The 24,080-nt window shown below is 43.5% G+C and carries 21 protein-coding genes, 3 tRNA genes and 2 rRNA genes (1 of these 26 only partly in view); 20 read left to right on the forward strand and 6 right to left on the reverse strand.

What is annotated here, in order from left to right; all coding sequences use genetic code 11:
- The 4 genes from IGI92_RS03480 to IGI92_RS03495 form a co-directional block, all read left to right on the forward strand.
- Nucleotides 1–46, forward strand: a 23S ribosomal RNA gene (locus tag IGI92_RS03480); it begins 2,869 nt to the left of the window's first position.
- 81 nt (nt 47–127) lie between these two features.
- A 5S ribosomal RNA gene (rrf, locus tag IGI92_RS03485) occupies nt 128–243 on the forward strand.
- A gap of 11 nt (nt 244–254) precedes the next feature.
- Nucleotides 255–328 (forward strand) — tRNA-Asn (locus IGI92_RS03490).
- 169 nt (nt 329–497) lie between these two features.
- Nucleotides 498–1,148, forward strand: a complete 651-nt coding sequence (locus IGI92_RS03495) for an HAD hydrolase-like protein (protein WP_008376993.1) — start codon at nt 498–500, stop codon at nt 1,146–1,148.
- A 48-nt stretch (nt 1,149–1,196) separates the two neighbouring features.
- On the opposite strand, the gene IGI92_RS03500 is transcribed toward IGI92_RS03495, so the two are convergent.
- Nucleotides 1,197–1,553, reverse strand: a complete 357-nt coding sequence (locus IGI92_RS03500; RefSeq protein ID WP_008376995.1) for an iron-sulfur cluster biosynthesis family protein — start codon at nt 1,551–1,553, stop codon at nt 1,197–1,199.
- A gap of 391 nt (nt 1,554–1,944) precedes the next feature.
- Between IGI92_RS03500 and IGI92_RS03505 the strand changes: the two genes are divergently transcribed.
- Nucleotides 1,945–2,379, forward strand: a complete 435-nt coding sequence (locus tag IGI92_RS03505) for a universal stress protein (protein ID WP_005237544.1) — start codon at nt 1,945–1,947, stop codon at nt 2,377–2,379.
- A 693-nt stretch (nt 2,380–3,072) separates the two neighbouring features.
- On the opposite strand, the gene IGI92_RS03510 is transcribed toward IGI92_RS03505, so the two are convergent.
- A tRNA-Thr gene (locus tag IGI92_RS03510) sits at nt 3,073–3,145 on the reverse strand.
- Between the two features lie 194 nt (nt 3,146–3,339).
- Between IGI92_RS03510 and IGI92_RS03515 the strand changes: the two genes are divergently transcribed.
- A tRNA-Asn gene (locus tag IGI92_RS03515) sits at nt 3,340–3,413 on the forward strand.
- Between the two features lie 113 nt (nt 3,414–3,526).
- Here IGI92_RS03515 and IGI92_RS03520 read toward each other — a convergent pair.
- On the reverse strand, nt 3,527–4,915 hold the full coding sequence (locus IGI92_RS03520) for a hypothetical protein (RefSeq protein WP_430608082.1): 1,389 nt from the start codon (nt 4,913–4,915) through the stop codon (nt 3,527–3,529).
- On the reverse strand, nt 4,912–5,301 hold the full coding sequence (locus IGI92_RS03525; RefSeq protein WP_005237540.1) for a GntR family transcriptional regulator: 390 nt from the start codon (nt 5,299–5,301) through the stop codon (nt 4,912–4,914). The genes IGI92_RS03520 and IGI92_RS03525 overlap by 4 nt, the downstream gene beginning before the upstream one ends.
- 164 nt (nt 5,302–5,465) lie before the next feature.
- On the opposite strand from IGI92_RS03525, the gene IGI92_RS03530 reads away from it, so the two are divergent.
- The 6 genes from IGI92_RS03530 to IGI92_RS03555 all read left to right on the forward strand — a co-directional run bounded on the left by IGI92_RS03530 (nt 5,466) and on the right by IGI92_RS03555 (nt 12,237).
- Nucleotides 5,466–6,482, forward strand: a complete 1,017-nt coding sequence (locus IGI92_RS03530) for an acyltransferase family protein (protein ID WP_008377006.1) — start codon at nt 5,466–5,468, stop codon at nt 6,480–6,482.
- A gap of 134 nt (nt 6,483–6,616) precedes the next feature.
- Complete coding sequence (locus IGI92_RS03535; RefSeq protein ID WP_430608083.1) at nt 6,617–7,945, forward strand: aminopeptidase C; 1,329 nt, start codon at nt 6,617–6,619, stop codon at nt 7,943–7,945.
- A gap of 344 nt (nt 7,946–8,289) precedes the next feature.
- On the forward strand, nt 8,290–9,678 hold the full coding sequence (locus IGI92_RS03540; RefSeq protein WP_010747447.1) for an L-cystine transporter: 1,389 nt from the start codon (nt 8,290–8,292) through the stop codon (nt 9,676–9,678).
- A gap of 158 nt (nt 9,679–9,836) precedes the next feature.
- Nucleotides 9,837–10,616 (forward strand): tyrosine-protein phosphatase, encoded by a 780-nt coding sequence (locus IGI92_RS03545; protein ID WP_005237536.1) that lies wholly within the window; start codon nt 9,837–9,839, stop codon nt 10,614–10,616.
- Between the two features lie 16 nt (nt 10,617–10,632).
- Nucleotides 10,633–11,463 carry a fructosamine kinase family protein gene (locus IGI92_RS03550; protein ID WP_194188748.1) on the forward strand — a complete coding sequence of 277 codons (831 nt, stop codon included), beginning with the start codon at nt 10,633–10,635 and terminating at the stop codon, nt 11,461–11,463.
- A 15-nt stretch (nt 11,464–11,478) separates the two neighbouring features.
- Nucleotides 11,479–12,237 (forward strand): acyl-ACP thioesterase domain-containing protein, encoded by a 759-nt coding sequence (locus IGI92_RS03555; RefSeq protein ID WP_005237534.1) that lies wholly within the window; start codon nt 11,479–11,481, stop codon nt 12,235–12,237.
- 50 nt (nt 12,238–12,287) lie between these two features.
- Here IGI92_RS03555 and IGI92_RS03560 read toward each other — a convergent pair whose 3' ends face one another.
- Nucleotides 12,288–13,256: an asparaginase gene (locus IGI92_RS03560; protein ID WP_005237533.1), complete on the reverse strand. Its 969-nt coding sequence runs from the start codon at nt 13,254–13,256 to the stop codon at nt 12,288–12,290.
- An 88-nt stretch (nt 13,257–13,344) separates the two neighbouring features.
- Here IGI92_RS03560 and IGI92_RS03565 point away from each other — a divergent pair, with 88 nt between their 5' ends.
- The 4 genes from IGI92_RS03565 to IGI92_RS03580 all read left to right on the forward strand — a co-directional run bounded on the left by IGI92_RS03565 (nt 13,345) and on the right by IGI92_RS03580 (nt 17,106).
- Nucleotides 13,345–14,175, forward strand: a complete 831-nt coding sequence (locus IGI92_RS03565; protein ID WP_008377017.1) for a DUF72 domain-containing protein — start codon at nt 13,345–13,347, stop codon at nt 14,173–14,175.
- Nucleotides 14,176–14,183: 8 nt separating this feature from the next.
- Entirely contained in the window at nt 14,184–15,044 is an 861-nt protein-coding gene (locus IGI92_RS03570) for a Cof-type HAD-IIB family hydrolase (protein WP_016611697.1), read from the forward strand.
- A 104-nt stretch (nt 15,045–15,148) separates the two neighbouring features.
- Nucleotides 15,149–15,679 carry a haloacid dehalogenase gene (locus IGI92_RS03575; protein ID WP_005237530.1) on the forward strand — a complete coding sequence of 177 codons (531 nt, stop codon included), beginning with the start codon at nt 15,149–15,151 and terminating at the stop codon, nt 15,677–15,679.
- 146 nt (nt 15,680–15,825) lie between these two features.
- Entirely contained in the window at nt 15,826–17,106 is a 1,281-nt protein-coding gene (locus IGI92_RS03580; protein ID WP_430608086.1) for an ISL3 family transposase, read from the forward strand.
- Nucleotides 17,107–17,241: 135 nt separating this feature from the next.
- Here the strand turns inward: IGI92_RS03580 and IGI92_RS03585 are convergent, their stop codons facing one another.
- Nucleotides 17,242–18,591: an aspartate kinase gene (locus tag IGI92_RS03585; protein WP_016611695.1), complete on the reverse strand. Its 1,350-nt coding sequence runs from the start codon at nt 18,589–18,591 to the stop codon at nt 17,242–17,244.
- Nucleotides 18,592–18,949: 358 nt separating this feature from the next.
- Between IGI92_RS03585 and ezrA the strand changes: the two genes are divergently transcribed.
- The 4 genes from ezrA (at nt 18,950) to IGI92_RS03605 (ending at nt 24,063) form a co-directional block, all read left to right on the forward strand.
- A complete protein-coding gene (gene ezrA, locus IGI92_RS03590) occupies nt 18,950–20,671 on the forward strand; it encodes a septation ring formation regulator EzrA (protein WP_016611694.1) in 1,722 nt (573 codons plus the stop codon).
- A 186-nt stretch (nt 20,672–20,857) separates the two neighbouring features.
- The gene (locus tag IGI92_RS03595; protein ID WP_430608483.1) at nt 20,858–22,000 is read left to right on the forward strand and encodes a cysteine desulfurase family protein; all 1,143 of its coding nucleotides are present in this window, start codon (nt 20,858–20,860) and stop codon (nt 21,998–22,000) included.
- Nucleotides 22,001–22,047: 47 nt separating this feature from the next.
- The gene (gene thiI, locus IGI92_RS03600; protein WP_420658147.1) at nt 22,048–23,256 is read left to right on the forward strand and encodes a tRNA uracil 4-sulfurtransferase ThiI; all 1,209 of its coding nucleotides are present in this window, start codon (nt 22,048–22,050) and stop codon (nt 23,254–23,256) included.
- A 153-nt stretch (nt 23,257–23,409) separates the two neighbouring features.
- The gene (locus IGI92_RS03605) at nt 23,410–24,063 is read left to right on the forward strand and encodes a redox-sensing transcriptional repressor Rex (RefSeq protein WP_016620881.1); all 654 of its coding nucleotides are present in this window, start codon (nt 23,410–23,412) and stop codon (nt 24,061–24,063) included.
- Nucleotides 24,064–24,080 lie beyond the last annotated feature (17 nt).

Here is a 24,080-nt window from a genome sequence, read left to right on the forward strand (position 1 = left end):
TGATGGTTGGAGCGGACTGATACTAATCGATCGAGGACTTAACCAAAAAGAAAAAAGCACGTAAACTCGTAGCGTTTTGATTTCTTCGATCCAGTTTTGAGTGAGCAAGACTTACTCAATTGAATAGTGTGGTGGCGATAGCAAGAAGGATACACCTGTAACCATGCCGAACACAGAAGTTAAGCTTCTTAGCGCCGATTGTAGTGAAGGGTTTCCCTTTGTGAGAGTAGGACGTCGCCACGCATTTCAATTTTTCCGGCATAGCTCAGTTGGTAGTAGCGCATGACTGTTAATCATGATGTCGTAGGTTCGAGTCCTACTGCCGGAGTTGCTTGATAGCATCTGCTATCTTTTTTTTTTACATAAAATGACAAAAATAAAGACGTTGCCTTTGATGGGGCAGCGTCTTTTTTATTTAGATGAGATCAGAACGAAAAGGAAGAAGTGTTGCTTGTCCTGCTGTTTTTTTCTATACTATTAGAAAAGGAGACGATGGCATGAGAAAGAAAGTACTTTTTGATTTAGATGGAACGATCATTGATTCGAGTGAAGGAATCTATGGATCGATTCAATATGCGATGGAAAAAATGGGAAAAGAGCAATTAGCGCAAGACATACTGCGAAGCTTTGTGGGGCCACCTTTGATTGCATCCTTCCGTGGCTTGGGCTTAGATGAAGCTGCTGCCCAGCAAGCCGTTGCCTTCTACCGGGAAAATTATCGTCAAGCGGGGATGTTTCAAGTACAACCATATCCGTTCATTGAAGAAACATTGCAGGAGCTGGCGCAGGATCACGATTTGTATATCGCTACGTCGAAACCAGAAGTTTTTGCAAAAGAGATCCTGACCCATCTCAAGTATGATGGCTATTTCAAAGGAATCTATGGGGCGGATCTTGAGAATAAACGTGGCGAAAAAGCGGCGGTTATCCGCTACGCACTTACTGAGATCGAAAAGGAGCAAAAAGCGCAGGAAGCCATCATGATCGGCGACCGTGAGCATGATATTTTAGGTGCAAAAGAAAACCAGTTACCGGCAATCGGTGTTTTATATGGTTTTGGGTCACGAGAAGAATTGCTTGATGCTGGTGCAATCGCTTTAGCCGCTGAGACACAAGAACTTCTTTCGTTGATTTCCCATTCCGTATAGAGAAAAAGAGCTGACAAGCACCTTACAAGGCGTTTGTCAGCTCTTTTGTTATACATTCGTTTGCTTCAACTGCGGAGAGGCTTCCAATAAAAGATTGGTATCCAAATAGCCGCTTTCGTTTTTCAAAATCAAGGTTCCTGAAGTTGGGTGAACATCTAGAATTAGATGACCAGTCAAGAACATTTGATCATAGGTTGATGTAAAAAAAGTAAACTGATTGCTTGAGACTAACTCATTGTATGGGTCTAACGGTTCGTCGATCGGTGTGATCAAAAAACGTTCGCCAATCATACAGCATCCAGCTGCTGAAGAAAATTGGTTCGATCCGTCATTACTCGTCAGAATATATAAGTCGTGTCCTTCTGGAAAGCGAGCAGCGGCATTAGGGGTAATATGTAAGTCCATTTTGCATGATCTCCTTTTTGAAACGAGTGAGCAGCAAGCTGTTCGTTTCGATAATTGTTGATAAACCAAGTGTTTCGCTCCTCTTAGGGATGTGACAGCAACTTGCTTTTCAACAAACCAAGCTTAAAGTTTTAGCAAGAAAAAGGCGATAATACCGATTATCAGCAAGAAAAGCCCTAAGTACAAGAGCACAGTGACTGCAGCATGGAAAAAAGAGCGCATTTCTTTCACCTCGAATCATTGTTCTCCTTATTTTACTGCATAATTGCGGAACCAAGTAAGGACCTTCACAAATCTTAAAGGAAGTTTTAGGTCTCTTAAGAGTAGACCTCGTCCTTTTTTGTAACGCTTCCATTTTTTGTGGTAAAATAAAGAAAAGGAGGCGATTTGGATGTTACGTAATTCTCAAAATGTACTTGTTGCCTTAGATGGGTCGGATCAGTCAGAAAAAGCGTTCCAAGAAGCACTCGCGATTTGTCGTAGGAACAAAGCCAAATTGTATGTCCTCTCTGTTATCAACAATGCTGAGTTATCCACAAGTGCCTATGCTTTTGCGAAAATTTTTGATCAAGAAAAATTACGTGTGGAAACGGATATGTTGAAAAAAATCTATGATGCCAATCAACATGGGGTGGAAGATGTTGAGGTGATCGTTGAAGTCGGTGATCCAAAACGTTTTATCATTCATGCAGCGACTGAATTGTATCCAATTGATTTGATCGTTATCGGTGCAACTGGCAAAGGTACATTGACTCGAGCTGTCGTGGGCTCAACCACCGATTATGTCGTTAATCATTCGAAATGTACGGTGCTGGTCGTGAAGTAAGAAGTTGAATCAAACGGAAAAAATATGTTATTTTTTAAGTCAGCATAAGGCATATCCTTTCAAAAAAATTCAGTTTAGTTGAAAAACCCGCTCTCTTGGCTTTAGGAGAGCAGGTTTTTTGTTGTAAAAAAGAAGTGCCTAAAATGGAGCTGTGAGTAACGATTGAAAACGTCTTTTCGTCGTTTTATCAAAAAAATATTTATGTAAATTGAACTAGGTTGACCGTTAGAAAAGATAGTTTGTTACACTTTTAATAAGCAAAGGATGTAGGAAAAGTATTGGAGAGAGGGGCTGATAATTTACTGAGTTTCCATGATTCAGCTGGTTGCAAGTGGCTATCATTGGAAAGGAGAATGAAATGAAGCGTGTTGCAGAAAACTATTAGGTTGTTTTTTCGATTCTTTTGCTGAGTATATGGTTAGGCTTGATCCAAGTGAAGGAATATTCGCAAGAAGCAGTCCTGTCGATCATTTACTTTATTAATCTTTATACGCTCTTGTTCAAATTTAAAGATGCAGCGAGAATGGTGAAAGCAGTTGTATCTTTCGTACTATTGGGTTTTACGATCTTATTTCTTTTGTATATCGCAAGTAATTAGAGGCAATACGAATTGTTAACTTTAGAAATTATCGCTATATATTGGGAATGAGATGTACAAAAAAAGACAACGTTCGACAAACGTTGTCCTACCAAAGCCACTTGACGGGCTTGAACCGTCGACCTCATCCTTACCATGGATGCGCTCTACCAACTGAGCTAAAGCGGCGTGTTATTTAACACAAGATATAGAATACCGTAAAGGCGCTACTTTGTCAATGAGATTTTCGGATATTTCTTGAGAAAAACGCTTTGCGGGAAGGGAAGTTTCTAAAAGGGGATTTTCTTGAAAAAAAGGATCAAAAAATTGATTTTTGCTCTTGCTAAATTATCTGACTATTTGGTATAGTACAGATAGATTCTTCCGGCATAGCTCAGTTGGTAGTAGCGCATGACTGTTAATCATGATGTCGTAGGTTCGAGTCCTACTGCCGGAGTATCAAAAACGACCTTCGTTTCGGAAGGTCGTTTTTTTGTTGGAAAGAGTCCGTTCTTTTGTTGGTTGTGGATAGCCTGGGGATAATGGGTTCCCCATTTTTTTCCAGAACACTCACTCCGCTGAGGAAATCTTCTGTAATAGTTCCTCGTATAAATCCGTCGTTTCGGCGGCTTTTTTATTTGTGTAAAAAACGGTTGGGCCATCGTTAGTAGTGACTTTTAAAATGGGCGTCACCTTTGTGTCGACGAACATTCTGGCAGGCTCACCGGCAACGGTAAACTGACCGATTTGGTAACTGGCGGTTCCTACACCCATGGTACGAACACGAGGCGATGGCAAAGCTTCGATCAATTCCACCGTTTCTATATCTGCCAAAGAGACCGTTGTTTTCCCGGTCATTGGTGCATCAAAGGTGACTTCTTGTCCTTGCACTTCACCGGTGATCGCATCAGGAGCGAAATCTAAGCGGTACATTGGAATGATGGTCCCGATCATTAACACAAGTAAGAAGACCGCGGTGATGCCTGCGACGATTTGTCCGCTGCGTTTGCCTAGATTGATGCCGATATTCATCCCAACACGGTCAGGAACGAACAGTCGCGCATCATTAGGATTGATGTAAAAACCATATCGCCAGTAAGCATCTTCGCCATAATAGCGCGGTTGTGCTGCCGGTTCTAAGAGCTGATCTTGTTTTTTACGCAGATCTAGCAACAAGAAGAAGGTAAAGACGATCAAGAAAACCACCAAAACAACAAAGAGCACTAAGAGGATAGTACTGAATGCTCCAGTGGCGGACATGGACGCCAGCGGGATAGTCAATAAGAGCAGTGTAATGGTACAAGTGACAGCGATCAATAAGGACCAATAGCGCTTTGTTAAATCATTGATGTGCTGGTCGATAGCTGAATCATCGCTGATCCCGCGAACGGGTAAGCGGCTGATGATCACCCAGAGATAGAGGAACAGCGCAAAAATTGCTAAGGAGACACCGCCCATCAAGTATCCTGTAGAAAGATCAGGCAACTGCCATGCTTGGTACAAACTGATCATCAACAAAATCCCCGCAGGAACGAGGTTATACCACGGCAGCATCCGCTTATTTTTGGTTTGAACGAGTTTCGTATCGATCCGAATCGGATCGATGGGTAGTTCCCATCCATTGGTAAGGATCAATTGCCGCATTTTTCCGATGTAATGTACTTGCACCAAGTAAGCTGTCCCCAGCAAAGCGGCCATATAAAGCCAGAACAGGGTAAGGATGATGGAGTCAGATAAATTGAACAAAAAAAGGAGACTTGCTACACTAAATGTACCAACGATTTGTAAGATACGCTTGCGAAATTCTGTGATCAAGCTGTGGACGCTAGGATCATCCAGATGCTCAGGGGCAAGGGTATTTTCGAGTAAAACATTTTTGTGGGGTTTACTGATCAAGCGTAAACCAAATGCGGTCGTCCCACAGAGGACGAGGGCAATAATGAAAAAAAGATAAGTCATTTGCATTCATTCCTTTCAGGAAATTGGTCCAGAAGTTGTTGAACATCCGTTAAAAGCGCTTGCTTGCTTTTGCCGTGTAAGAGAGCGGTTGCTAGCTGTAGCTGTAAGTTTTGGCGATACTCCGCTTCTTGTCCGGAAGTAAACGGTGGTGGCGCGGCAACGGCGGTTCCTTTGCGGCGATCTGTGACTAACAAGCCTTCTTCTTTGAGGGAATTGTAGGCTTTTGAGATCGTCATGGTATTGATGCCGATCTCTTCGGCTAATTGACGGACGGATGGCAGCAATTCGCCAGCGGCCAAATCGCCTTTTGCGATACCGACAATGATCTGCTCCCGCAACTGCTGGTAGATGGGTTGGTTGCTTTGGGTTTGAATATCAAATATCATCGAAAACAGCTCCTTTGTATTATATATATTAATACAAATTATACAAAATAGCAACTGGTAATCAAATGAACAAGAATCGTTAGAAAAAAGTAAATAGCTTGTTACAGTTCTGTTTCATGGATCAGGTATCCTTTGACAGATACAACTTAGAGGAGGAACTTTTTATGAGCCAATCGCAAAGAACGGCTTACTTTGATAATGCAAAATTTTTACTGATGATCTTGGTCGTCTTCAGTCACTTGCTGCAGCCTTTTATCGGCGATCAGAAGTTTTATCATGACCTATATTATTTTATCTTCACTTTCCACATGCCAGCTTTTGTTTTTCTGGCTGGGTACTTTGCCAAACCGTTGACGAAGGGACACAAGCTTCGTGAGTTGATGAAAAAGTTCTTGCTGCCTTATGTCTTCTTTCAGGTGTTTTACACCGTCTATTACTGGTTGATCGGTCTACGGGAGTCGCTAAAAATCCAACTGTTGAATCCGCAATGGGCACTTTGGTTTTTGCTTAGCATGTTCTTTTGGCAGCTCTCGCTGTTGATCTTTCAAAAAATGTCCAAAAAGCAGGCGATCCTGCTGAGTATTGGCTTGAGCATCTTTGCTGGCTACGTGCCGTTTTTAAATCAAGTGTTGACCTTGCAGCGGACCTTTGTCTTTTTGCCGTTTTTCATTATCGGGTTTTATTTTCCCAAAAATGAGATGCGCTTTTTATTGAAACCAAAGATTCGAACCATCAGTTTGCTTTTCCTACCGATCATCTACACCTTTATCGCGTTTTTTCATGGGATGAACAAGTACATGGTTTTTGGTTCCAAGCCTTATGACGATTACTTGAGCTACCCGTTGTTCGGCGGTCCCTTGCGTGCGGTCTTTTTCGTGATCGGGCTGATGGGGATCATCGGTTTTCTGAGCCTCGTGCCCAGAGAGCACCTGTTTTTTACGAAGTGGGGCAAAAACACACTGCTGGTCTATCTTTTACAGGGGATCTTCATCAAGGGCTTGCGGGCATTAGCCATCACCGACTTGAATCTGTCGGTATTAGGCTTTGTGACGTTGGTGTTAGCCAGTGTTTTACTGACGATCTTGCTAGCTAGTCGCCCGATCCGCTTCCTGTATGCACGATTTGAACGAGGACTATCCTTTGTTTTACTTGGCTTTTTGCTTTTGATGCTAACCCTTTAAATCCTTGATACGAGCAACCGCTCTTAGAAAGATGATCCTTTCATTTTTCTAGGAGCGGTTGTTATTTGAGAGGTTGTTATTTGAGAGGCAGAGGCGTAAAATGGAAGGAACGGAAAGTGAAAGGATGAAGAAATATGTCAGAAATTTCAAAAAAGACCACCGCTGCCTTTGCGCAAGCGTATCAAGACAATAATAAACAAACGGCACTGCAACGGAGTGTTGTGAAAAATGGGATCACCGCTTCTGCAGAAAACGTGTCAGCAAAAGTCAACAATGTGCCAGTTTTTTCAGTTGATGTGACAACCGGGAAAGTCTCAAACCAAAAACAATCAGGCCGCTGCTGGATGTTTGCCGCATTGAATACATTCCGTCATAAGATGTTGAATGATTTCAATTTAAAAGAATTTGAATTGTCGCAAAACCATACCTTCTTTTGGGACAAATACGAAAAAGCCAACTATTTCTATGAAAATATTTTAGCAACTGCTAACGAACCTTTAACAAGTCGCGAAGTTGCTTTCTTATTGCAAACACCACAACAAGATGGTGGGCAATGGGACATGATCGTTTCGATTTTCCAAAAATATGGTGTCGTACCAAAAACGGTCATGCCAGAAAGCAGCAACTCTTCCAATTCTCGTGACCTAAACAATTACTTGAACAAAAAACTGCGTAAAGATGCGGTTGCTTTGCGTCAGCTAGTGGCTGAAGGCAAAACAGCTGAAGACATCCAAACAGCCAAAGAAGCGATGTTGGAAGACATTTATCGTTTCTTAGCGACTTCTTTAGGCACACCGCCAGAAACCTTTGATTTTGAATACCGTGATGAAGACAAAAACTATCACATTGATCGCAACTTAACACCACAAAGCTTTTATGAAAAATATGTCGGGGTGGATCTTGACGATTATGTCAGTATCATCAACGCACCAACTGCCGACAAACCTTACAATCAATCGTATACCGTAGAAATGCTAGGCAACGTGGTTGGCGGCAAAGAAGTCAAATACTTGAACGTCGATATGCCGACCTTCAAAAAATTAGCGATCGCTCAATTGGAACAAGGGGAGTCCGTGTGGTTCGGTTGTGATGTCGGTCAATCTTCTACCAGAGATACTGGGATCATGGCATTAGATGCCTATGATATCAACGACTTATTTGATATCGACTTTACGATGACCAAAGCAGAACGCTTAGATTTTGGCGAAAGCTTAATGACCCATGCGATGGTCTTGACTGGCGTTGACTTGATCGACGGCGAATCAACCAAATGGAAAGTCGAAAACAGCTGGGGTGAAAAAGTCGGAACGAATGGCTTCTTCGTCATGAGCGATGCATGGATGGATGAATACACCTATCAAATCGTGGTTCGCAAAGAATTCCTGACAGCAGAACAATTGGCTGCCTTTGAAGCAGAACCAACGGTCTTAGCACCTTGGGATCCAATGGGCGCTTTGGCGTAAGTCAGCAATTTCTAATGATTGCCTGAATATTTTCTGAAATTTTTCAAAAAGACGAAATGAAAAAATAACGAACCAGTTGCCGCAATCCAACCGTTAGGAAAGCAGAAATCCTAGCAGCATGGGAGTGTGGCAACGGTTTTTTTTTATTTACTGACAAAAAAGCGGTACCATCCCAGAAAAGTGGGAACTTATTTATTGTAAGATGAAGCAAACTTCTTTAAAATGGAATAGTCACTAATGATGCCACACGTCTCATTAGAGTGAACTGTTGAAGAATGGTCACTGGGAACCTTTACTTCCTCTGACAGACTTTGTCATGTTTATTGAACAAAAGGAGGATTCAAATGACAAATCTGTTAACTATTATTGTTGTTCTACTTTTTGCTGCCCTTATTTATGGGTTCTACTTATTGCAAAAGCGTCACGTGAAGTTTTCAACGCGGGTCTTTGCGGCGTTGTTCGTCGGGATCGTTTTTGGTGGTGTGCTACAGCTGATTTTTGGGACAGGCTCTGATGTTGTCACGCAAGCTCTTGACTGGATCACGATGGTCGGTAGCGGCTATGTGGCCCTCTTGCAAATGCTGATCATGCCCTTGATCTTCGTTTCGATCGTTGGTGCTTTCACCAAGATGAAAGAAAGCGAAAAAATCAAGAAGATCAGTTTTACGGTTCTTGCGACTTTGCTAGGGACAACGGCGATCGCTGCCTTGATCGGGATCGTGATGGTCATGGTCTTTGGTCTTGACGGTGCCAGCTTTACCGAAGGAGCAACGGAAACAGCGCGGATCGCAGAATTAGCGGAACGTTCGACACAAGTCCAAGATCTATCGATCCCACAACAAATCGTTTCTTTCATCCCAAGTAATGTCTTCGCCGACTTTGCTGGTACTCGTTCGACAAGTACGATCGGGGTCGTGATTTTCTCAGCTTTTGTTGGGATTGCCTTTCTTGGTGTCAAACGCAAATCACCGAAAGAAGCGGAAACTTTTGCGAATTTGATGGACAGCTTATATAAAATCGTGATGCGTATCGTCACGTTAGTTTTGCGCCTGACACCTTATGGGGTTTTGGCATTGATGACTAACGTATTAGCTTCAAGTGATTTTGAAGCCATCTTGAACTTAGGGAAATTTATCATCGCTTCTTATGCCGCTTTGATTTTGGTCTTACTCGTTCATTCATTATTGCTGATCGCTGTACGGGTCAATCCAGTAACGTATTTCAAAAAGGCTTTTCCAGTCTTGAGCTTCGCCTTTACTTCTCGTTCAAGTGCCGGTGCCTTGCCATTGAACATCGAAACCCAAACCAAAGCGTTAGGTGTTGATGAAGCCACGGCTAACTTTGCAGGCAGCTTTGGGTTATCGATTGGTCAAAACGGCTGTGCGGGTGTTTATCCAGCGATGTTGGCAACGATCGTTGCACCAACGGTTGGGATCAATGTCTTTGATTGGCAGTTTATCCTGCTGCTAGTTGCAGTAGTTACGATCAGCTCATTCGGCGTTGCTGGTGTCGGCGGTGGCGCAACCTTTGCTTCATTGATCGTCTTAGGCTCAATGAACTTGCCGATCGCCATCGTAGGCTTAGTTATTTCTGTTGAACCATTGATCGATATGGCACGGACACTCGTTAATGTCAGCGACAGTATGGTTGCGGGAATGGTGACCAGCAGCCGTATCAACGAACTGGATCGTTCGATCTTAGATGATTCTGCCGCCGTGATCGAAGCCGAATAGAAACATTTTTTTACAAGCGAAAGCAAAGAAAGACTGCGTGTGGTCTTTCTTTTTTTTGTCCGTTAAAGCTCAGCTCATAGAAAAATCTAGGTTTCAGTGCCCTTAATAGCGAAGTTTCTGCTATACTTTTAACTAGAACATCGCGGGAGGGATAAGCAATGACACAATTGATTCAACTAGAACGAGCAGCAAACGTCAGAGAACTTGGCGGCTATCAAACGACAAACGGCACGACGATCAAACGAAAAAAATTGATCCGTAGTGCGGCGATCAATGAATTGACTGCTTCAGATCAAGCAGTACTGGCAAACTATGGGGTCAATCAGGTCATTGATTTTCGCTCCATCGCTGAAGCCAATGCACAGCCTGATCGACCGATCGCCACAGCAAAGCAGCTTTTTTTACCTATTTTCAAAGAAGACGAAACGATGGTTTCCTTGTCGCCAGAAAGCTTGAAGCAGCGCTTGGAAGATGGGGAAGATGCCGAAGAGCAGATGAAAAAAGTCTACCGTCACTTTGTTGAAAGCGACTATGCCCGCCAACAATATCGGCAGTTCTTTGATCATGTGATCGACAATGCGGAAGGCGAAGGAGCAACCTTGTTCCACTGTACCGCCGGCAAAGATCGCACAGGCTTTGGCGCCTTTTTATTGCTGCATGTGTTGGCGGTGGCACCAGCGACGATCAAAGAAGATTATTTAGCGACCAATCGCTATCTAGCCCCAATGCTAAAAGAAAAATTTGCCCCAATGACCCAGCATTTGCCGCAAGAGCTGTTAACGGCGATCACGGTTTTGATGAGTGCCAAAGAGAGTTTTCTTGAGGAAAGTTTGGCTGCAATCGATCAGCATTTCGGTTCGGTCGATCAGTATCTTCTGCAAGGACTAGGGGTGACGAAAGAGGAACAAGCGTACTTGACTGCCCAACTGACTGAGTAAAGAAAGGGAGATCCGTATGGAGGAAGCATTGTTCGCAGCAATCGGGATGACCGGCTCGCTAACGCCCATCAGTGGTGGGGATGTCAATCAAACGTATCGTTTCACGACAGCAGAAAATCGCTATTTTTTAAAGACCCATCCTCATGTTTCATCGATGTTCTTTCAAGCAGAAATCAACGGCTTAGCTGAATTAGCCCCTTTCGTGCGGGTGCCAAAAATCGAACGTCTCGGTCAGACCGAAGAGGGGGCGTTTTTATTGATGGAATGGATCGATAGTGGGGAAGGACAGCAGCGGCGCTTAGGCCAAAGCTTGGCTCGGCTTCATCAGCAGACGCAGGAGACTTTTGGTTTTTACGAAGACAATTACATCGGCTTTTTGCCGCAAGTCAATCCGAAAACCACCGATTGGCTTGATTTTTTCACAGTCTGCCGTTTGGATGTGCAAGTCGAATTAGCGAAGCTGGGTAATCACTGGCATGCCAAACGGGAAGCCGCTTATCTGCGTTTGAAAGAATTTTTGCATGAGAATTGGCGTGATCGCAGCGTCACACCTGCTTTATTACACGGTGATTTTTGGCGGGGGAATGTGCTGTTCGATCAACAAGGAGAACCAGTGTTTCTTGATGCGGCAGTCGCCTATGGGGATCGAGAGATGGATATTGCGATGTCCCAGCTTTTCGGCGGTTTTCGTCAGGAATTTTTGGAAGGCTATCAAGAAGTCTATCCATTAGATGAGAATTGGAAAGAGCGACTGCCAGTGTATCAATTGTATTATTTATTGGTCCATTTGAATCAATTTGGCGAAAGTTATGGACCAACTGTCGATGAAATATTGAGTCGTTTTTAGGAGGCAATTAGAACTATGGCAGCAAAGTATCAAACCACGCATGAAGTGGCGTATTATGAATGTGATGTCAACCAAACGATGACGTTTCCAGCCATGCTAGGCATTGCCATCAAGACATCAGAAGAACAAAGTGCGGCGTTAAACCGCGGACCGGAAGTCATCGCTAGTTATGGCTTGACCTGGATCATTACCAGCTATCATATAACGGTAACTCGTTTGCCGCGCGTAGGGGAGCAGATCCAAGTGGCGACCCAGGCGAGAGAATACAATAAGTTTTTCTGCTACCGTTACTTTTGGTTATTGGCAGAAGACGGAACGGAATTGGTCAAAATCGAAGCGGTTTTTGCGTTGATGGACCCGGAGACGCGCAAAGTCAGCAGTGTTCCGGATGAGATCGTGGTGCCTTTTGGCAGTGAAAAAATCAAGCGAATCAAACGCTATCCGAAGATCACCCCTATCACGCAAGGACAATTTTTGCCGTATCGGGTGCGTTTCTACGATATCGATAGCAATCAGCATGTCAACAACGCCATGTATTTCAATTGGCTGATGGACGTCTTAGGCTATGAGTTTTTAACAAAACATGAAGTGACACAAGTGACGATCCGCTTTGATCGGGAAGTTGCTTACGGCCATTTGATCGAAAGCCATTTTCAAATCAATGAAAAGACAGTCGATGAAGCCGGCGAGGCTGTGCCGCTGCAAACGATCCACGAGATCAAGATCGGTGAGGATACTTACTGCGAAGCCATCTTTACTTGGCGAGAAAAATAAAACAACCCTTTTGCCTCCGTTAACGGAATGGCAAAAGGGTTTTTGTTTGGTCAATTCTCCATGAAATCAGGAAGCTCATCCATGGTCAACCCACGGTTTTTCGCTATCAATAATTTGATGCGGGCTTTTTGGCTATTGATGCTATTGCAGAAAATCACCCCAAGAGCTTGCAATTCGATCCCGCCGCCTAAGTAGTCATAGACCGGCTCGGCAACTCCGTTGAAGCAGCGAGAAACTAAGACGACCGGAATGTTTCTAGCGATCAGTTTTTTCAAAGGCTCAATGGTTTGAGGCGGCAGATTGCCAGCGCCTAAAGCTTCGATCACTAGTCCATCGATCAGCGAGTCGGCTAAAGCATCGAACAATTCCCCGGTCATCCCAGCATAGGCTTTGACGATCGGAAACAAACCATCGACACGATCAACATCCAAATGGCGGTTATTTAACAGCTCTTGCATAAACAAGATTCGGTGCTTTGTGACTAAGCCGATCGGACCTAATGTCGGGGTGCGGAACGTCGCAATATTGGTGGTGTGGGTTTTCGTAACATAACGTGCGGAATGGATCTCATCGTTCATGACGACTAAGACACCTTTTCCTATGGCATCGGGGGACTTGGCGACCCGAATCGCACTTTCAAAGTTATAAAGCCCGTCACTGCCGATTTCATTACTTGAGCGCATGGCACCAGTCACCACGATCGGTAACTGACCGCCGATCGTGGTATCTAAAAAGAAGGCCGTTTCTTCCAGCGTATCGGTTCCGTGAGTGATCACGACCCCATCGACACCGCTTAAATGCGCCAGCTGGATACGTTCTTTCAGCTGCAGCATTTCTTTTGGCGTCATATGAGGACTGGGAATATTAAAAATGTCTTCGACGATCAATTCAACATCGTCATCAATGTGGATCGGTGCATCCATCAGCGGATTGCTGACATCGGGGCTGACGCCGCCTGTCAGGGTATCTTCTTTCATGGCGATGGTGCCGCCAGTGTGCAACACGAGAATTCGTTTCATTTTTTCATCACCTGCAATGATTTATTTACTCTTAACTCAAAACTATTGTATACTATTAAAATAAGAAAACAAGGAGCGATGGGAAAAAATGATTCGAATTGGTTGTACCACATTTAGTGAACATGGCAGTCTCGTGCAAAGAAAAAACTCGAAATTATTTGAGTATGCCCGTTATTTTCCGTTAGTTGAGCTGGATACCACCTATCATTTTTTGCCAAAAGAAAAAGACGTGCGCAATTGGTTGACCCAGATTCCCGAAAATTTCCGCTTTGTGTTGAAAGTCCATCAAAGTGTGACCACCCAAGGGGATTTGCCAGATCAGTTGACCATGACCGAAGCGCTGCAGCTTTATAAAGAAGCGATCGCGCCAATGGTAGAAGCGGGCAAACTGTTTTGCCTATTGGCGCAATTTCCCAACAGCTTTAAATGTACGAAAGAAAATGTCGCCTATTTAGATCAAGTGCGAGAATGGTTTGCGGGTTACCCAGTGGCGATTGAGCTGAGAGACAGCAGCTGGTATCAGCCGAAACTGTATCCGGGAATGATCGATTATATGAAGCGAAAACAGTTTTCCTTAGTAGTCGTTGATCAGCCGAAAAAGCTATCGACCACGATTCCCCTTGATCCAACCGTGACCAATCCTGCGTTTGTCCTGTGCCGTTTTCATGGACGCAACGACAGCGGCTGGACAGCGACGGGGCCAGATGCCAAAAATCTGCGGACCTTGTATCGCTATGACCAAGCCGAACTAACGGAGTTAAAACAAGCGATTCAAGCCATCGAAGCCAATGCCAAAGAAGTCGCAGTGGTCTTCAATAATAATGCCGGTCGTGACGCCGCTGACAATGCTCGCGCATTGATCGATGCGCTGCAGATCGATTACGAAGCATTAAATCCTAATCAGTTGAAATTATTTTGAGGAGTCATATGATAAAAGCAATCTTTTTTGATATTGATGGCACACTGATTGCCAGTAACGGCAAGGCGCTTGCCAGTACCCGTGAAGCCATCAAACAAGCCCAAGCCAATGGCGTCCTCTGCGGCATTGCCACCGGACGTGGTCCGGTTGATTTAGAGAAGGTGATCGATTACTTGTCGTTAGACATGTTTATCACCTATAACGGCCAATATGTTTACACGAAGGAAACCTTGATTTATGCCAAACCTTTTCCAAAACAAACGCTGGAAGCGATCGTAGAATACGCCGATGAAAATTATCGTCAAGTCATGTTTGGCGGAGAAACGCAAGTGGCTGGCAGCTTGACGATCCGTTTAAGCCAATCACCCGTCATGCAGCGCTATTTGCGCTATGTACCGAAAAAATTTCCCGTCGGCTTTTTAAAGAAAGTCTTGCAGCGCTTCAGTCCCAATCGCAACGCCAAACGTTATGAATCATTGGACATTTTACGAGAGCCAATCTATCAGTGCATTATGCTGAGCCCTGAATCAGAGCGCGAAAAATTACGCTCCAAGCTGCCGCAATGTGATTTTAAGCGATCCAATGCCTATTCTGTTGATATCGTGCCGAAAAACGGTTCGAAAATCAAAGGGATCAAAGAATTTTTGGCCTATGAAGGGATCGCGATGGAAGAAGCGATGGCCTTTGGGGATCATTTTAATGATGTGGAAATGTTAGAAGGTGTGGGGATCGGGGTTGCGATGGGCAATGCCCAGCCCATCACCAAAGCCAGTGCTGACTTTGTGACGGACACCAACGATCATGACGGCATCAAGAAAGCCTTGATCCATTTTGGGATCATTGCCGAGGATGCCCAAGCAAGGGATTGAATTAAAAAAAATAAACAAGGTGTAGCCAATCCATGAAGCAACGTAGGAGACAGCGCAGAACCATGAAACAGAACCATTAGAAAAAGCAGAAAGAAGCGAGAGAAATGAGTCCATTTGAAATGACGGAAGAGTTTCATAAAACCTTTGATCCAACACGACCGCCATATCCACAAGCTTTTTCAGCGGAAAAAGCCCAGTTTCGTGCTGGTTTTAAAATTGAAGAATTAGTTGAGTTCCTTTATGCTGCCAGCAACAATGACGAAGAGACCTTTCAAGCAGGGTTGACCCATTTGCATCAAGCAATTGATCAAGCCCAAGCCAAGCTGGCTGCCAAACAACAGCCTGTCAGTGATTCTCTAGTAGAACAAGTCGATGCGCTCTGTGATCTGCTGTATTTTACCTATGGCTCTTTTTCACTGGTAGGGGTCGATCCAGCGCCGATCCTGGCTATCGTTCATGACGCCAACATGGGGAAACTTTTCCCAGATGGGCAGCCCCATTATGATCCTGAGACCCACAAAGTCATGAAGCCTAGCGATTGGGAAGAACGGTTTGCTCCTGAACCGCGAATCAAGGCAGAAATCAAACGCCAATTGGCACAAAAACAAGCGCAAGCCCAAGAATCGTCAGAATAATAAAGGCTCTACAATATTTAGTGTTGGTGGAAAATCTACGGATTTTCTACCAACACTTTTTTTGTAAAAAAAGATAGAAAAAGAGATAGCCTAACTGGTAGAATTTAGTCGTCTAAAACAAAACCAAACCAAGAAAGGATATCTCCATGGATCATTGTACTAGAAAATTGTTAGGTTTAACAGAAGAATGGTTAGAGACTATAGAAGAAGAGGGGTTTCGCACCAATCTTATCCATGCCAAACTTAGCTATATACCAAGCCATTGCCGTAAATGTGGCATCAAAAATGAAGGACAAATCATCAAGAATGGCTCACACAAAACAAAAGTCCAACTTTTGCCTTATCGAGCAACAAAAACAGAATTACGCTTGGTACGTACACGCTTTTACTGTAAAGAATGTCAGTCGACATTCAATGCTCAGACAAACTTGGTGGATGAAAACTGCTATCTTTCAAAAGAATTAAAGATTCAAATCGCCTTGGAGCTGGCCAAGAATACAACAAGAAAAGAAATTGCCGATCGCTATTTTGTCTCTGACGTAACCGTTCTGCGTGTCCTACACACCTGTTTAAAAACGTATCATCCTCGTTTTGATACGTTACCTTCGGTCCTTTGTTTTGATGAGTTCAAATCAATGAAGTCCTGCAGCGGAAAAATGAGTTTTGTCTTTATGAATGGGCAGACCCAACAATTGATCGGTGTATTGGAGAATCGTCGCCTTGCATTCTTAAAACCATATTTCCTTAAATTCACCCGAAAAGCACGAGCGAACGTGAAATACGTCGTGATGGATATGAATGCCCCTTATTTTGAACTTGTAAAGGCGGTCTTCCCAAACGCAAAAATCGTGACCGATCGCTTTCACATTGTCCAACAAATCACTCGTGCGTTAAACCAGTTGCGAATTAAAACAATGAACAGCTTTCAAAAAACGGAACCGACAAAGTATCGACGATTGAAGCGATTCTGGAAATTACTCCTTAAGCATGCCTATGATCTGGATAGTTCCAATTATCAATATGATCGATCCTTTCGTAGACCAATGACGCAAAAAGCGATCGTCGATGAACTTTTGAGTTATGACGAGCAATTAACAAGGGCTTACGAGACTTGTCAGCTCCTCCTCTATCACTTTAAACACAAGGACAGCCAAAGCTTTTTCGATACGATCAACAGCTTAGATCAACGCCTCCCACAATGGTTTTGTAAGAAGCTGACGTTTTTAAATAAATACAAATCAGGGATTCAATATGCTTTAAAAACCAGGTATAGTAATGGGGCATTAGAAGGAACAAACAACAAGATAAAAGTGATAAAACGAGTAGCCTACGGCTATCGAAATTTCCACGACTTTCGAGCAAGAATTTATCTCATTCAAGGCTTAATCTTCCAAGTAAAACAAAAACCAGTTAAGCACGCTGCCTAACTGGTTATGACTAAATTCTCAGTTGTATTTTTCTCTACCAACACTAAATGTCGAAGAGCCATAATAAAGAAACGTGCCAGTTGCCCGTTCCGATTGCTTATTAGCAAAAGGAGTGGTGCAACTGGCACGTTTGGTTTAATCAAAGAAAGTGTAGTAAAGGGTTCTGACAGCGGCTTTTTCTTGTTCTTTGTGGATGCCGAACATGATGCTGACCTCAGAGGACCCCTGGTTGATCATCTCTAAGTTGATATTTTTTCGCGCAAGGGCAGCGGTACTGTCGGCAGTGATCCCGACTCTTTGACGCATCCCTTCACCAACGACGACGACCATGGATAGATCGTGGGTCATTCGCAGTTCATCGGGATCGATCTCGTAGGCGATCTTGCGCAGCAGTTCTTCTTCCAATACTGGATTCAACTGGTTGGAGCGCATAATGATCGAGATATCATCGATTCCTGAAGGCATGTGTTCATAATTTAAATCAAATTCCCGGAAAATCTCTAAGACCCGTAACGTGAACCCAACTTCGCGGTTCATCAAGTATTTGCGGATATAGATCATACAAAAGCCTTCGTCACTGGCAACGCCGATCACCGGCTGATCCAAATTGTCTCTTTGGTTGGTGATCAAGGTGCCGGGATGACTTGGGTTATTGGTGTTTTTGATCACCACGGGAATTTTCGCATGGTATGAAGGCATCAACGCCTCATCGTGCAAAACAGTAAAGCCGGCATAAGACAGCTCCCGCATTTCTCGGTAAGTCACTTCTTTGATGGACTCTGGATGATGAACGTAGCCTGGATGAGCAGAAAAAATCCCATCGACATCGGTAAAGTTTTCGTACAATTCTACTTGCAGACCAGCCGCCACGATGGCACCAGAAATATCAGATCCCCCTCGAGAGAAGGTACAGATTTCGCCGGCTTCTGTGTAACCAAAGAAGCCAGGAATCACTAAGATTTCAGGACTATCGCGCCATTGTGCGATCTTAGCGTACGATTTGTTCAAGATACGGGCGTTTTGGGGTTCATCCGTCACCAGCAACCCAAGTTCTTGTGGATTCATGTAGCGAGCAGCTAATCCACGGCTTTGTAAAATCCCTGCGATCAATTTGGCATTGTTGTCTTCGCCGCTTGCCAAGACCGTATCATAAAGATGCGGATTGTCTTGAGTAGGCAGTGTTTGAAAAGCCGCCAATGATTGCCAGATGCGGTCTAAATGGACTTGTTCGATACCAAAGGGGGCGGCGATCGCTGTATAGCGGGCATAGATTTCTTCGATTAAATCAGTGATTTCTTCTTGGGCAGACAGACGGGTACAGACTGCTAGTAACAGATCGGTGACTTTCTGATCGTCGCTGGAACGCTTACCAGGCGCTGAAACAACAACAAACCGTCTTTTAGGATCACTTTCAATTATCGCAACAACTTTTTCGACTTGTTCGGCTGAGGCAAGGGAACTGCCTCCGAATTTCGCTACTTTCATTTGACATTACTCCTGTTCAAGCTTTTTACTAGAGTACAGTTTCAATAGGGAGAAATCAAGCGGTTTCTTGAAAAAAATCGGAAAAATCAGAAAAAAAGTCACTTGTTGATGTAAATTTCACGATTTGTTTTCATTATCGATGGAAAAGCCGTGAATGATTTTATTCGATGCGAAAAAAGTCGATCTTTTTTGCCTCAATCTAATGCTTGATTTTTTTCTTTATGCTATAATCTAGCGTAGATGCTTTTTTATAAAGGGACTGTCTGTCCTTTTTATACTCAATGAACTTATCAATCAATCTGCTGATCAGCAGATTTTAGACGAAACATGTATATTTGAAAATTGGAGGAACCACAAAATGGGAACTAATATCATCTTTGGAATTGTCATTGCCATCATCATCATCGCAGCGGTCTTGTATGCAATTGGCTTTTTCATGCGGAAGAAAAACCAAGAAAAGCTAAATGACTTGGAAAAACGCAAAGAAAATCTGTTTGACTTACCGGTGATCGAAGAAGTCGATGAAGTAAAAAGAATGCACTTGGTTGGTCAAAGTCAAAATACCTTTCGTGAGTGGAACCAACAATGGACAGATATCTCCACAAAATCTTTTGCTGAACTTGAGAGTCAAATCTTTGAAGTGGAAGAACTAAACGAACGCATCCGCTTTTTCAAAGCAAAAGGGGCGATCGTTCAAGCGGAAGCGACCATGGATGAGATGGAACGCCAAGTAGAAGAGATTCGCGCCGGCTTGAAAGAATTACGAGAAAGTGAAGAACGAAATTCACTGGAAGTCCAAAAAGCGTTGGACGTTTACGAAGACTTGAAGAAGAAGTTACGGGATCAAGGCGAAGAATTCGGTCCTGCTTACAATGAGCTGCAAAAACAAATCAAAAACATTGAAATTGAGTTCACCCAATTTGTTACCTTAAATACTTCAGGCGATCCTGTGGAAGCACGGGAAGTGTTAGACCAAGCAGAAAAACACACCTATGAAGTAGAAGACTTAATGAAACGGATCCCAGCGGCCTACGAAGAATTAAACCGTACCTTCCCAGATCAGTTGAAAGAAATCCAAGATGGCTACAAAAAATTATTAGAACAAAAATATGTGTTCCCAGAAGCAAACTTCCAAGAAGAAATCAACCGTGTGAAAAAACGAGTTGAAAACTCCATGAACGATCTAGCGAAAACAGAAGTCGCTTCCGTTGAAGTGGCAAGTCGTGATACTGCAAGTGATATCGATGCCTTGTATACGGTGATGGAACGTGAGATCAATGCCAAGAAATATGTCATGAAAAATCGCCAAATCATTGAAGACTATATTGACCACGCAACGAAGAACAACCGTCAGTTGTTGATCGAGTTGGATCATACGGCACAAAGCTATACATTGAATCATAATGAATTAGGTCGCGTCCGTGGTTTCCAAACGGAAGTCGACGAATTGGCTCGTCGCAATAACGAGTACCTACCACAATTAGAAAAGCACGAAATTCCTTATTCAGAAGTGCAAAGCTTCTACAAAGATGCCTACAAGATTTTGGATGATGTGGAAAGCCAGCAAGTCGAAATCGATGATTCCCTTGCGGAATTACGTCGTGGCGAAAAAGTTGCACAAGAAAAAGTGGAAAGCTTCGAATTCCGTCTACGCAACTTGAAGCGGTTTGTTGAGAAGCAACGCTTACCTGGTTTGCCAGGTGAGTACTTAGAATTCTTCTTCGTGGCAACAGATCGGGTGGAAGAACTAGGCAAAGAATTGAACAAGATTCGCATCAACATGCAAGAAATCAATAAATTGGTTTCTGTCTGTGAAGAAGATCTTGATCTTTTAGATGAACAAACGAAAGACTTGGTGGATGCTGCGGCATTGACTGAGCAAATGATGCAATATGCCAACCGTTATCGTCATTCTCATCCAGATATCAAGGCAGCGATCGACAAATCACTTTACTTGTTCAGTAAAGAATATCGCTATCAAGATGCGCTAGATGAAATCGGCACAGCGTTGGAACGAGTAGAACCAGGTGCCTTCAAAAGGATCGAAAACTTCTACTTCAATAACCGCGACTTAGTATAATACGAAAGCCAGCAGTGAAAAACTGACTGGCTTTTTTCATGGAAAGAATGGCTCGCTGCATGATTAACGCTTACGAAGGAAGGGAAAGTTTCCTTTAAATAAAGCCAAAGCCAGCGAGTCACCTTGAAACTCAGCCCAAGAGCAGTTATAATGGGAAAGAATTTTTTTAGAGAAAGGGTCCTATCATTGATCTATTTTGACAACAGTGCAACAACCGCTATTTATCCACAAGCTTTAAATACATATGTCCAAGTCAGTCAGCGAATCATCGGCAATCCCTCAAGCCTGCATGATTTAGGAAATCAAGCCAATCGCCTGCTACAACAATCACGTCAGCAGGTCGCCGATCTGTTAAACGTTTCTTCCAAAGAGATCGCATTTACCAGTGGGGGGACCGAAGGAGACAACTGGGTCATCAAAGGGACTGCTTTAGCGAAAAAAGCCTATGGGAATCACCTGATTATTTCCAGTATTGAACACCCTGCCGTCAGTGAAACAGCGGCTCAATTAGCCGAATTAGGATTTGAGGTCAGTGTGGTCCCTGTTGATGCGCAAGGCTTTGTCAACGTGTCAGAATTAGCAAACATGATTCGCAAAGAAACGATTTTGGTTTCGGTGATGGCGGTCAATAATGAGGTAGGATCGATTCAACCGATCCATGAGATCGCAACCGTGTTGGCGGACTACCCAACGATCCATTTCCATGTAGATGCCGTCCAAGCCATCACAAAGGTCCCGCAAGAGCAATGGTTCAATGAGCGAGTCGATTTTGCCGTGTTCTCTGCACATAAATTTCACGGACCTCGTGGCGCCGGATTTATCTATTGGAAACAAGGTCGTAAGTTGGCGCCATTGATGACTGGCGGTGGGCAAGAGCAAAACCAGCGCAGCGGTACCGAAAATGTACCAGCAATCGTTGCCATGGCAAAAGCCCTGCGTTTAGCGACGGAACACAAGGCTGAAAAGCCGAACCATGTTCAATTATTAAAAGGCTATTTGCAAGAAGCACTGGCTGGCTATGAGAAAGTCACGCTTTTTTCTGGCACTGAAGGGTTTGCGCCACATATACTTTGTTTCTCATTAAAAGGGATCAGAGGAGAAGTCTTAGTCCATGCATTTGAAGAAAAGCAGATCTATCTTTCGACGACGAGCGCTTGTTCCTCTCGTAAAAAGATGGCCAGCAGTACGCTTCATGCGATGCACGTTCCGGAACAGTTAGCGACATCCGCTGTTCGTATCAGTTTAGATGAGAGCAATACAATGGCAGAAGTCGAGCAGTTTCTAATCGTCTTCCACCAGTTGTACCAAAAATTTTCGAAAATCAATTGAGCACGACATAGCACTATAAAATCAATCCAAATCAAAGGAGTTTTCTCGTGAATTATTCAGAAATCATGGTTCGTTACGGCGAACTGTCAACAAAGGGCAAAAATCGTCGTAGTTTTATTATGCAATTAGCTTCAAACGTCAAACGTACCTTAGCCGATTATCCCCATGTCAAAGTTCATGCCGAGCGAGATCGCATGCACTTGCTATTGAACGGTGAAAACAGCCAAGAGATCATTCCTAAGCTGCAAAAAGTCTTTGGGATTCAAAACTTTTCCCCTAGTATTCGGGTTGAAAAAGACATTGAGTTATTAAAGAAAGCCGTTCAAGACGTTATGGCAGAGATCTACACCGGTGTTGAGACCTTCAAAATCACAGCTAAGCGCAGCGATCACTCGTTTGTGCAAGATAGCAACCAGTTGAATTTGACCTTAGGTAATGCGGTGATCGACCGTTTTCCTGATATCAAAGTCCAAATGAAAAAACCAGACATCAATCTGCGGGTGGAAATACGGGTCGATGGCGCCTATCTGTCCTATGAAACGATCCAAGGAGCAGCCGGCTTACCCGTTGGCACCAGCGGTAAGGGAATGTTGATGCTTTCTGGTGGTATCGATTCGCCCGTTGCAGGCTACTTTGCCATGAAACGCGGTGTTGAGATCGAAGCAGTCCATTTTGCAAGTCCTCCTTATACGAGTGAACAAGCATTACAAAAAGCCAAAGATTTAACTAAGAAGCTTGCGCCTTATGTGGGAAGCATCCAATTTATCGAAGTTCCGTTTACGGAAATCCAAGAAGAAATCAAAAACCGTGTGCCACAAGGCTATTGGATGACCATCACCCGTCGGATGATGCTGCGTTTGACAGATGCGATTCGGGAAGCTCGTCATGGCTTGATCATCTTAAATGGTGAATCATTAGGACAAGTCGCTTCACAAACTTTGCATAGCATGGTCGCCATCAATGAAGTAACCAATACGCCAATCGTGCGCCCAGTGGCAACGATGGATAAATTGGAGATCATTGAAGTTGCCGAAGCCATTGATACTTTTGAATTGTCGGTTCAACCATTTGAGGATTGCTGCACAATCTTTGCCCCCCCTCAACCAAAGACACGCCCAAGACTGGATAAAGTACATCAATATGAAGAGCGTCTCGATATCGAAGGGATGATGGAACGTGCGATGGCTGGGTTGAAACTAGAAGTAATCACGGCAAATCAAGAAAAAATAGCAACCGAATTCGCTGAATTCTTATAATAAAGTTTCTTTTTTAAACTACGACCACAACTGTTAGGGAACATTTGTGGTCGTTTTTCATCGAGTGAGAGAGTTTGTGAATATTTTCTTGCTATTGAAAATGGAACATGCTACACTCAATATGTGAATCATTTAACAAGGAGGGTGGACAGGATGGAAGCACTAAGAGATAAAAAACTTCCGAAAGCAACGGCAAAACGTTTGCCAGCTTATTTACGACATTTAAAATTACTGGATGCCTCTGGTGTTCAGCGAATCAAATCAAAAGAGTTTGCAGAAATCACGCAAGTTCCTTCAGCCACGATCCGCCGAGATTTTTCTCATTTAGGAGAATTAGGCAGAAGTGGGTATGGCTATGATGTTCCTTATTTGATTGAGGTTTTGAGCTATATTTTAGAAACCAATGAGGAGAAAAAAATTGCCTTGATTGGTTATGGAAATTTAGGAAAAGCGTTAGCTAACAACAATTTTCGCAGAAATGAAAATCTTTCCGTCATCGCGGTTTTTGACAATGATCCAGAAATAATTGGCCAGACCATTAGTGGACGTTATGTCTATGGAATGGACCAATTGGCGGAAGTCGTAGCAGAAAAAGGAATCACCGTAGCGATTTCGACCGTTCCTAGCCGTTATTCACAAATGGCGATCGATGCGATCGTAGATGCTGGGATCACAGCAATTTTAAATTTTGCCCCTGATCCCGTCATCGTGCCAAAAGACGTCAATATCCAATACATTGATTTGACGACAGAATTGCAAACATTGATTTTTTTTGATACGACCTACTCGCAAAAATCGAAAGTCTGAGCAAATCCTTTTCGTTT

Source organism: Enterococcus sp. DIV2379, assembly GCF_050542965.1.
GTDB lineage: Bacteria > Bacillota > Bacilli > Lactobacillales > Enterococcaceae > Enterococcus_D > Enterococcus_D entomosocium.

Excerpts from the sequence above, each read along its gene's own strand:
- IGI92_RS03545 (WP_005237536.1), top strand. The coding sequence starts at position 9,837 with ATGACACAATTGATTCAACTAGAACGAGCAGCAAACGTCAGAGAACTT.
- IGI92_RS03605 (WP_016620881.1), top strand. The coding sequence starts at position 23,410 with ATGGAAGCACTAAGAGATAAAAAACTTCCGAAAGCAACGGCAAAACGT.
- ezrA (WP_016611694.1), top strand. The coding sequence starts at position 18,950 with ATGGGAACTAATATCATCTTTGGAATTGTCATTGCCATCATCATCATC.
- IGI92_RS03495 (WP_008376993.1), top strand. The coding sequence starts at position 498 with ATGAGAAAGAAAGTACTTTTTGATTTAGATGGAACGATCATTGATTCG.
- IGI92_RS03560 (WP_005237533.1), bottom strand. The coding sequence starts at position 13,256 with ATGAAACGAATTCTCGTGTTGCACACTGGCGGCACCATCGCCATGAAA.
- IGI92_RS03525 (WP_005237540.1), bottom strand. The coding sequence starts at position 5,301 with ATGATATTTGATATTCAAACCCAAAGCAACCAACCCATCTACCAGCAG.
- IGI92_RS03550 (WP_194188748.1), top strand. The coding sequence starts at position 10,633 with ATGGAGGAAGCATTGTTCGCAGCAATCGGGATGACCGGCTCGCTAACG.
- IGI92_RS03570 (WP_016611697.1), top strand. The coding sequence starts at position 14,184 with ATGATAAAAGCAATCTTTTTTGATATTGATGGCACACTGATTGCCAGT.
- IGI92_RS03535 (WP_430608083.1), top strand. The coding sequence starts at position 6,617 with ATGTCAGAAATTTCAAAAAAGACCACCGCTGCCTTTGCGCAAGCGTAT.
- IGI92_RS03575 (WP_005237530.1), top strand. The coding sequence starts at position 15,149 with ATGAGTCCATTTGAAATGACGGAAGAGTTTCATAAAACCTTTGATCCA.
- IGI92_RS03505 (WP_005237544.1), top strand. The coding sequence starts at position 1,945 with ATGTTACGTAATTCTCAAAATGTACTTGTTGCCTTAGATGGGTCGGAT.
- IGI92_RS03500 (WP_008376995.1), bottom strand. The coding sequence starts at position 1,553 with ATGGACTTACATATTACCCCTAATGCCGCTGCTCGCTTTCCAGAAGGA.
- IGI92_RS03565 (WP_008377017.1), top strand. The coding sequence starts at position 13,345 with ATGATTCGAATTGGTTGTACCACATTTAGTGAACATGGCAGTCTCGTG.
- IGI92_RS03580 (WP_430608086.1), top strand. The coding sequence starts at position 15,826 with ATGGATCATTGTACTAGAAAATTGTTAGGTTTAACAGAAGAATGGTTA.
- IGI92_RS03520 (WP_430608082.1), bottom strand. The coding sequence starts at position 4,915 with ATGACTTATCTTTTTTTCATTATTGCCCTCGTCCTCTGTGGGACGACC.
- IGI92_RS03585 (WP_016611695.1), bottom strand. The coding sequence starts at position 18,591 with ATGAAAGTAGCGAAATTCGGAGGCAGTTCCCTTGCCTCAGCCGAACAA.
- IGI92_RS03540 (WP_010747447.1), top strand. The coding sequence starts at position 8,290 with ATGACAAATCTGTTAACTATTATTGTTGTTCTACTTTTTGCTGCCCTT.
- IGI92_RS03530 (WP_008377006.1), top strand. The coding sequence starts at position 5,466 with ATGAGCCAATCGCAAAGAACGGCTTACTTTGATAATGCAAAATTTTTA.
- IGI92_RS03555 (WP_005237534.1), top strand. The coding sequence starts at position 11,479 with ATGGCAGCAAAGTATCAAACCACGCATGAAGTGGCGTATTATGAATGT.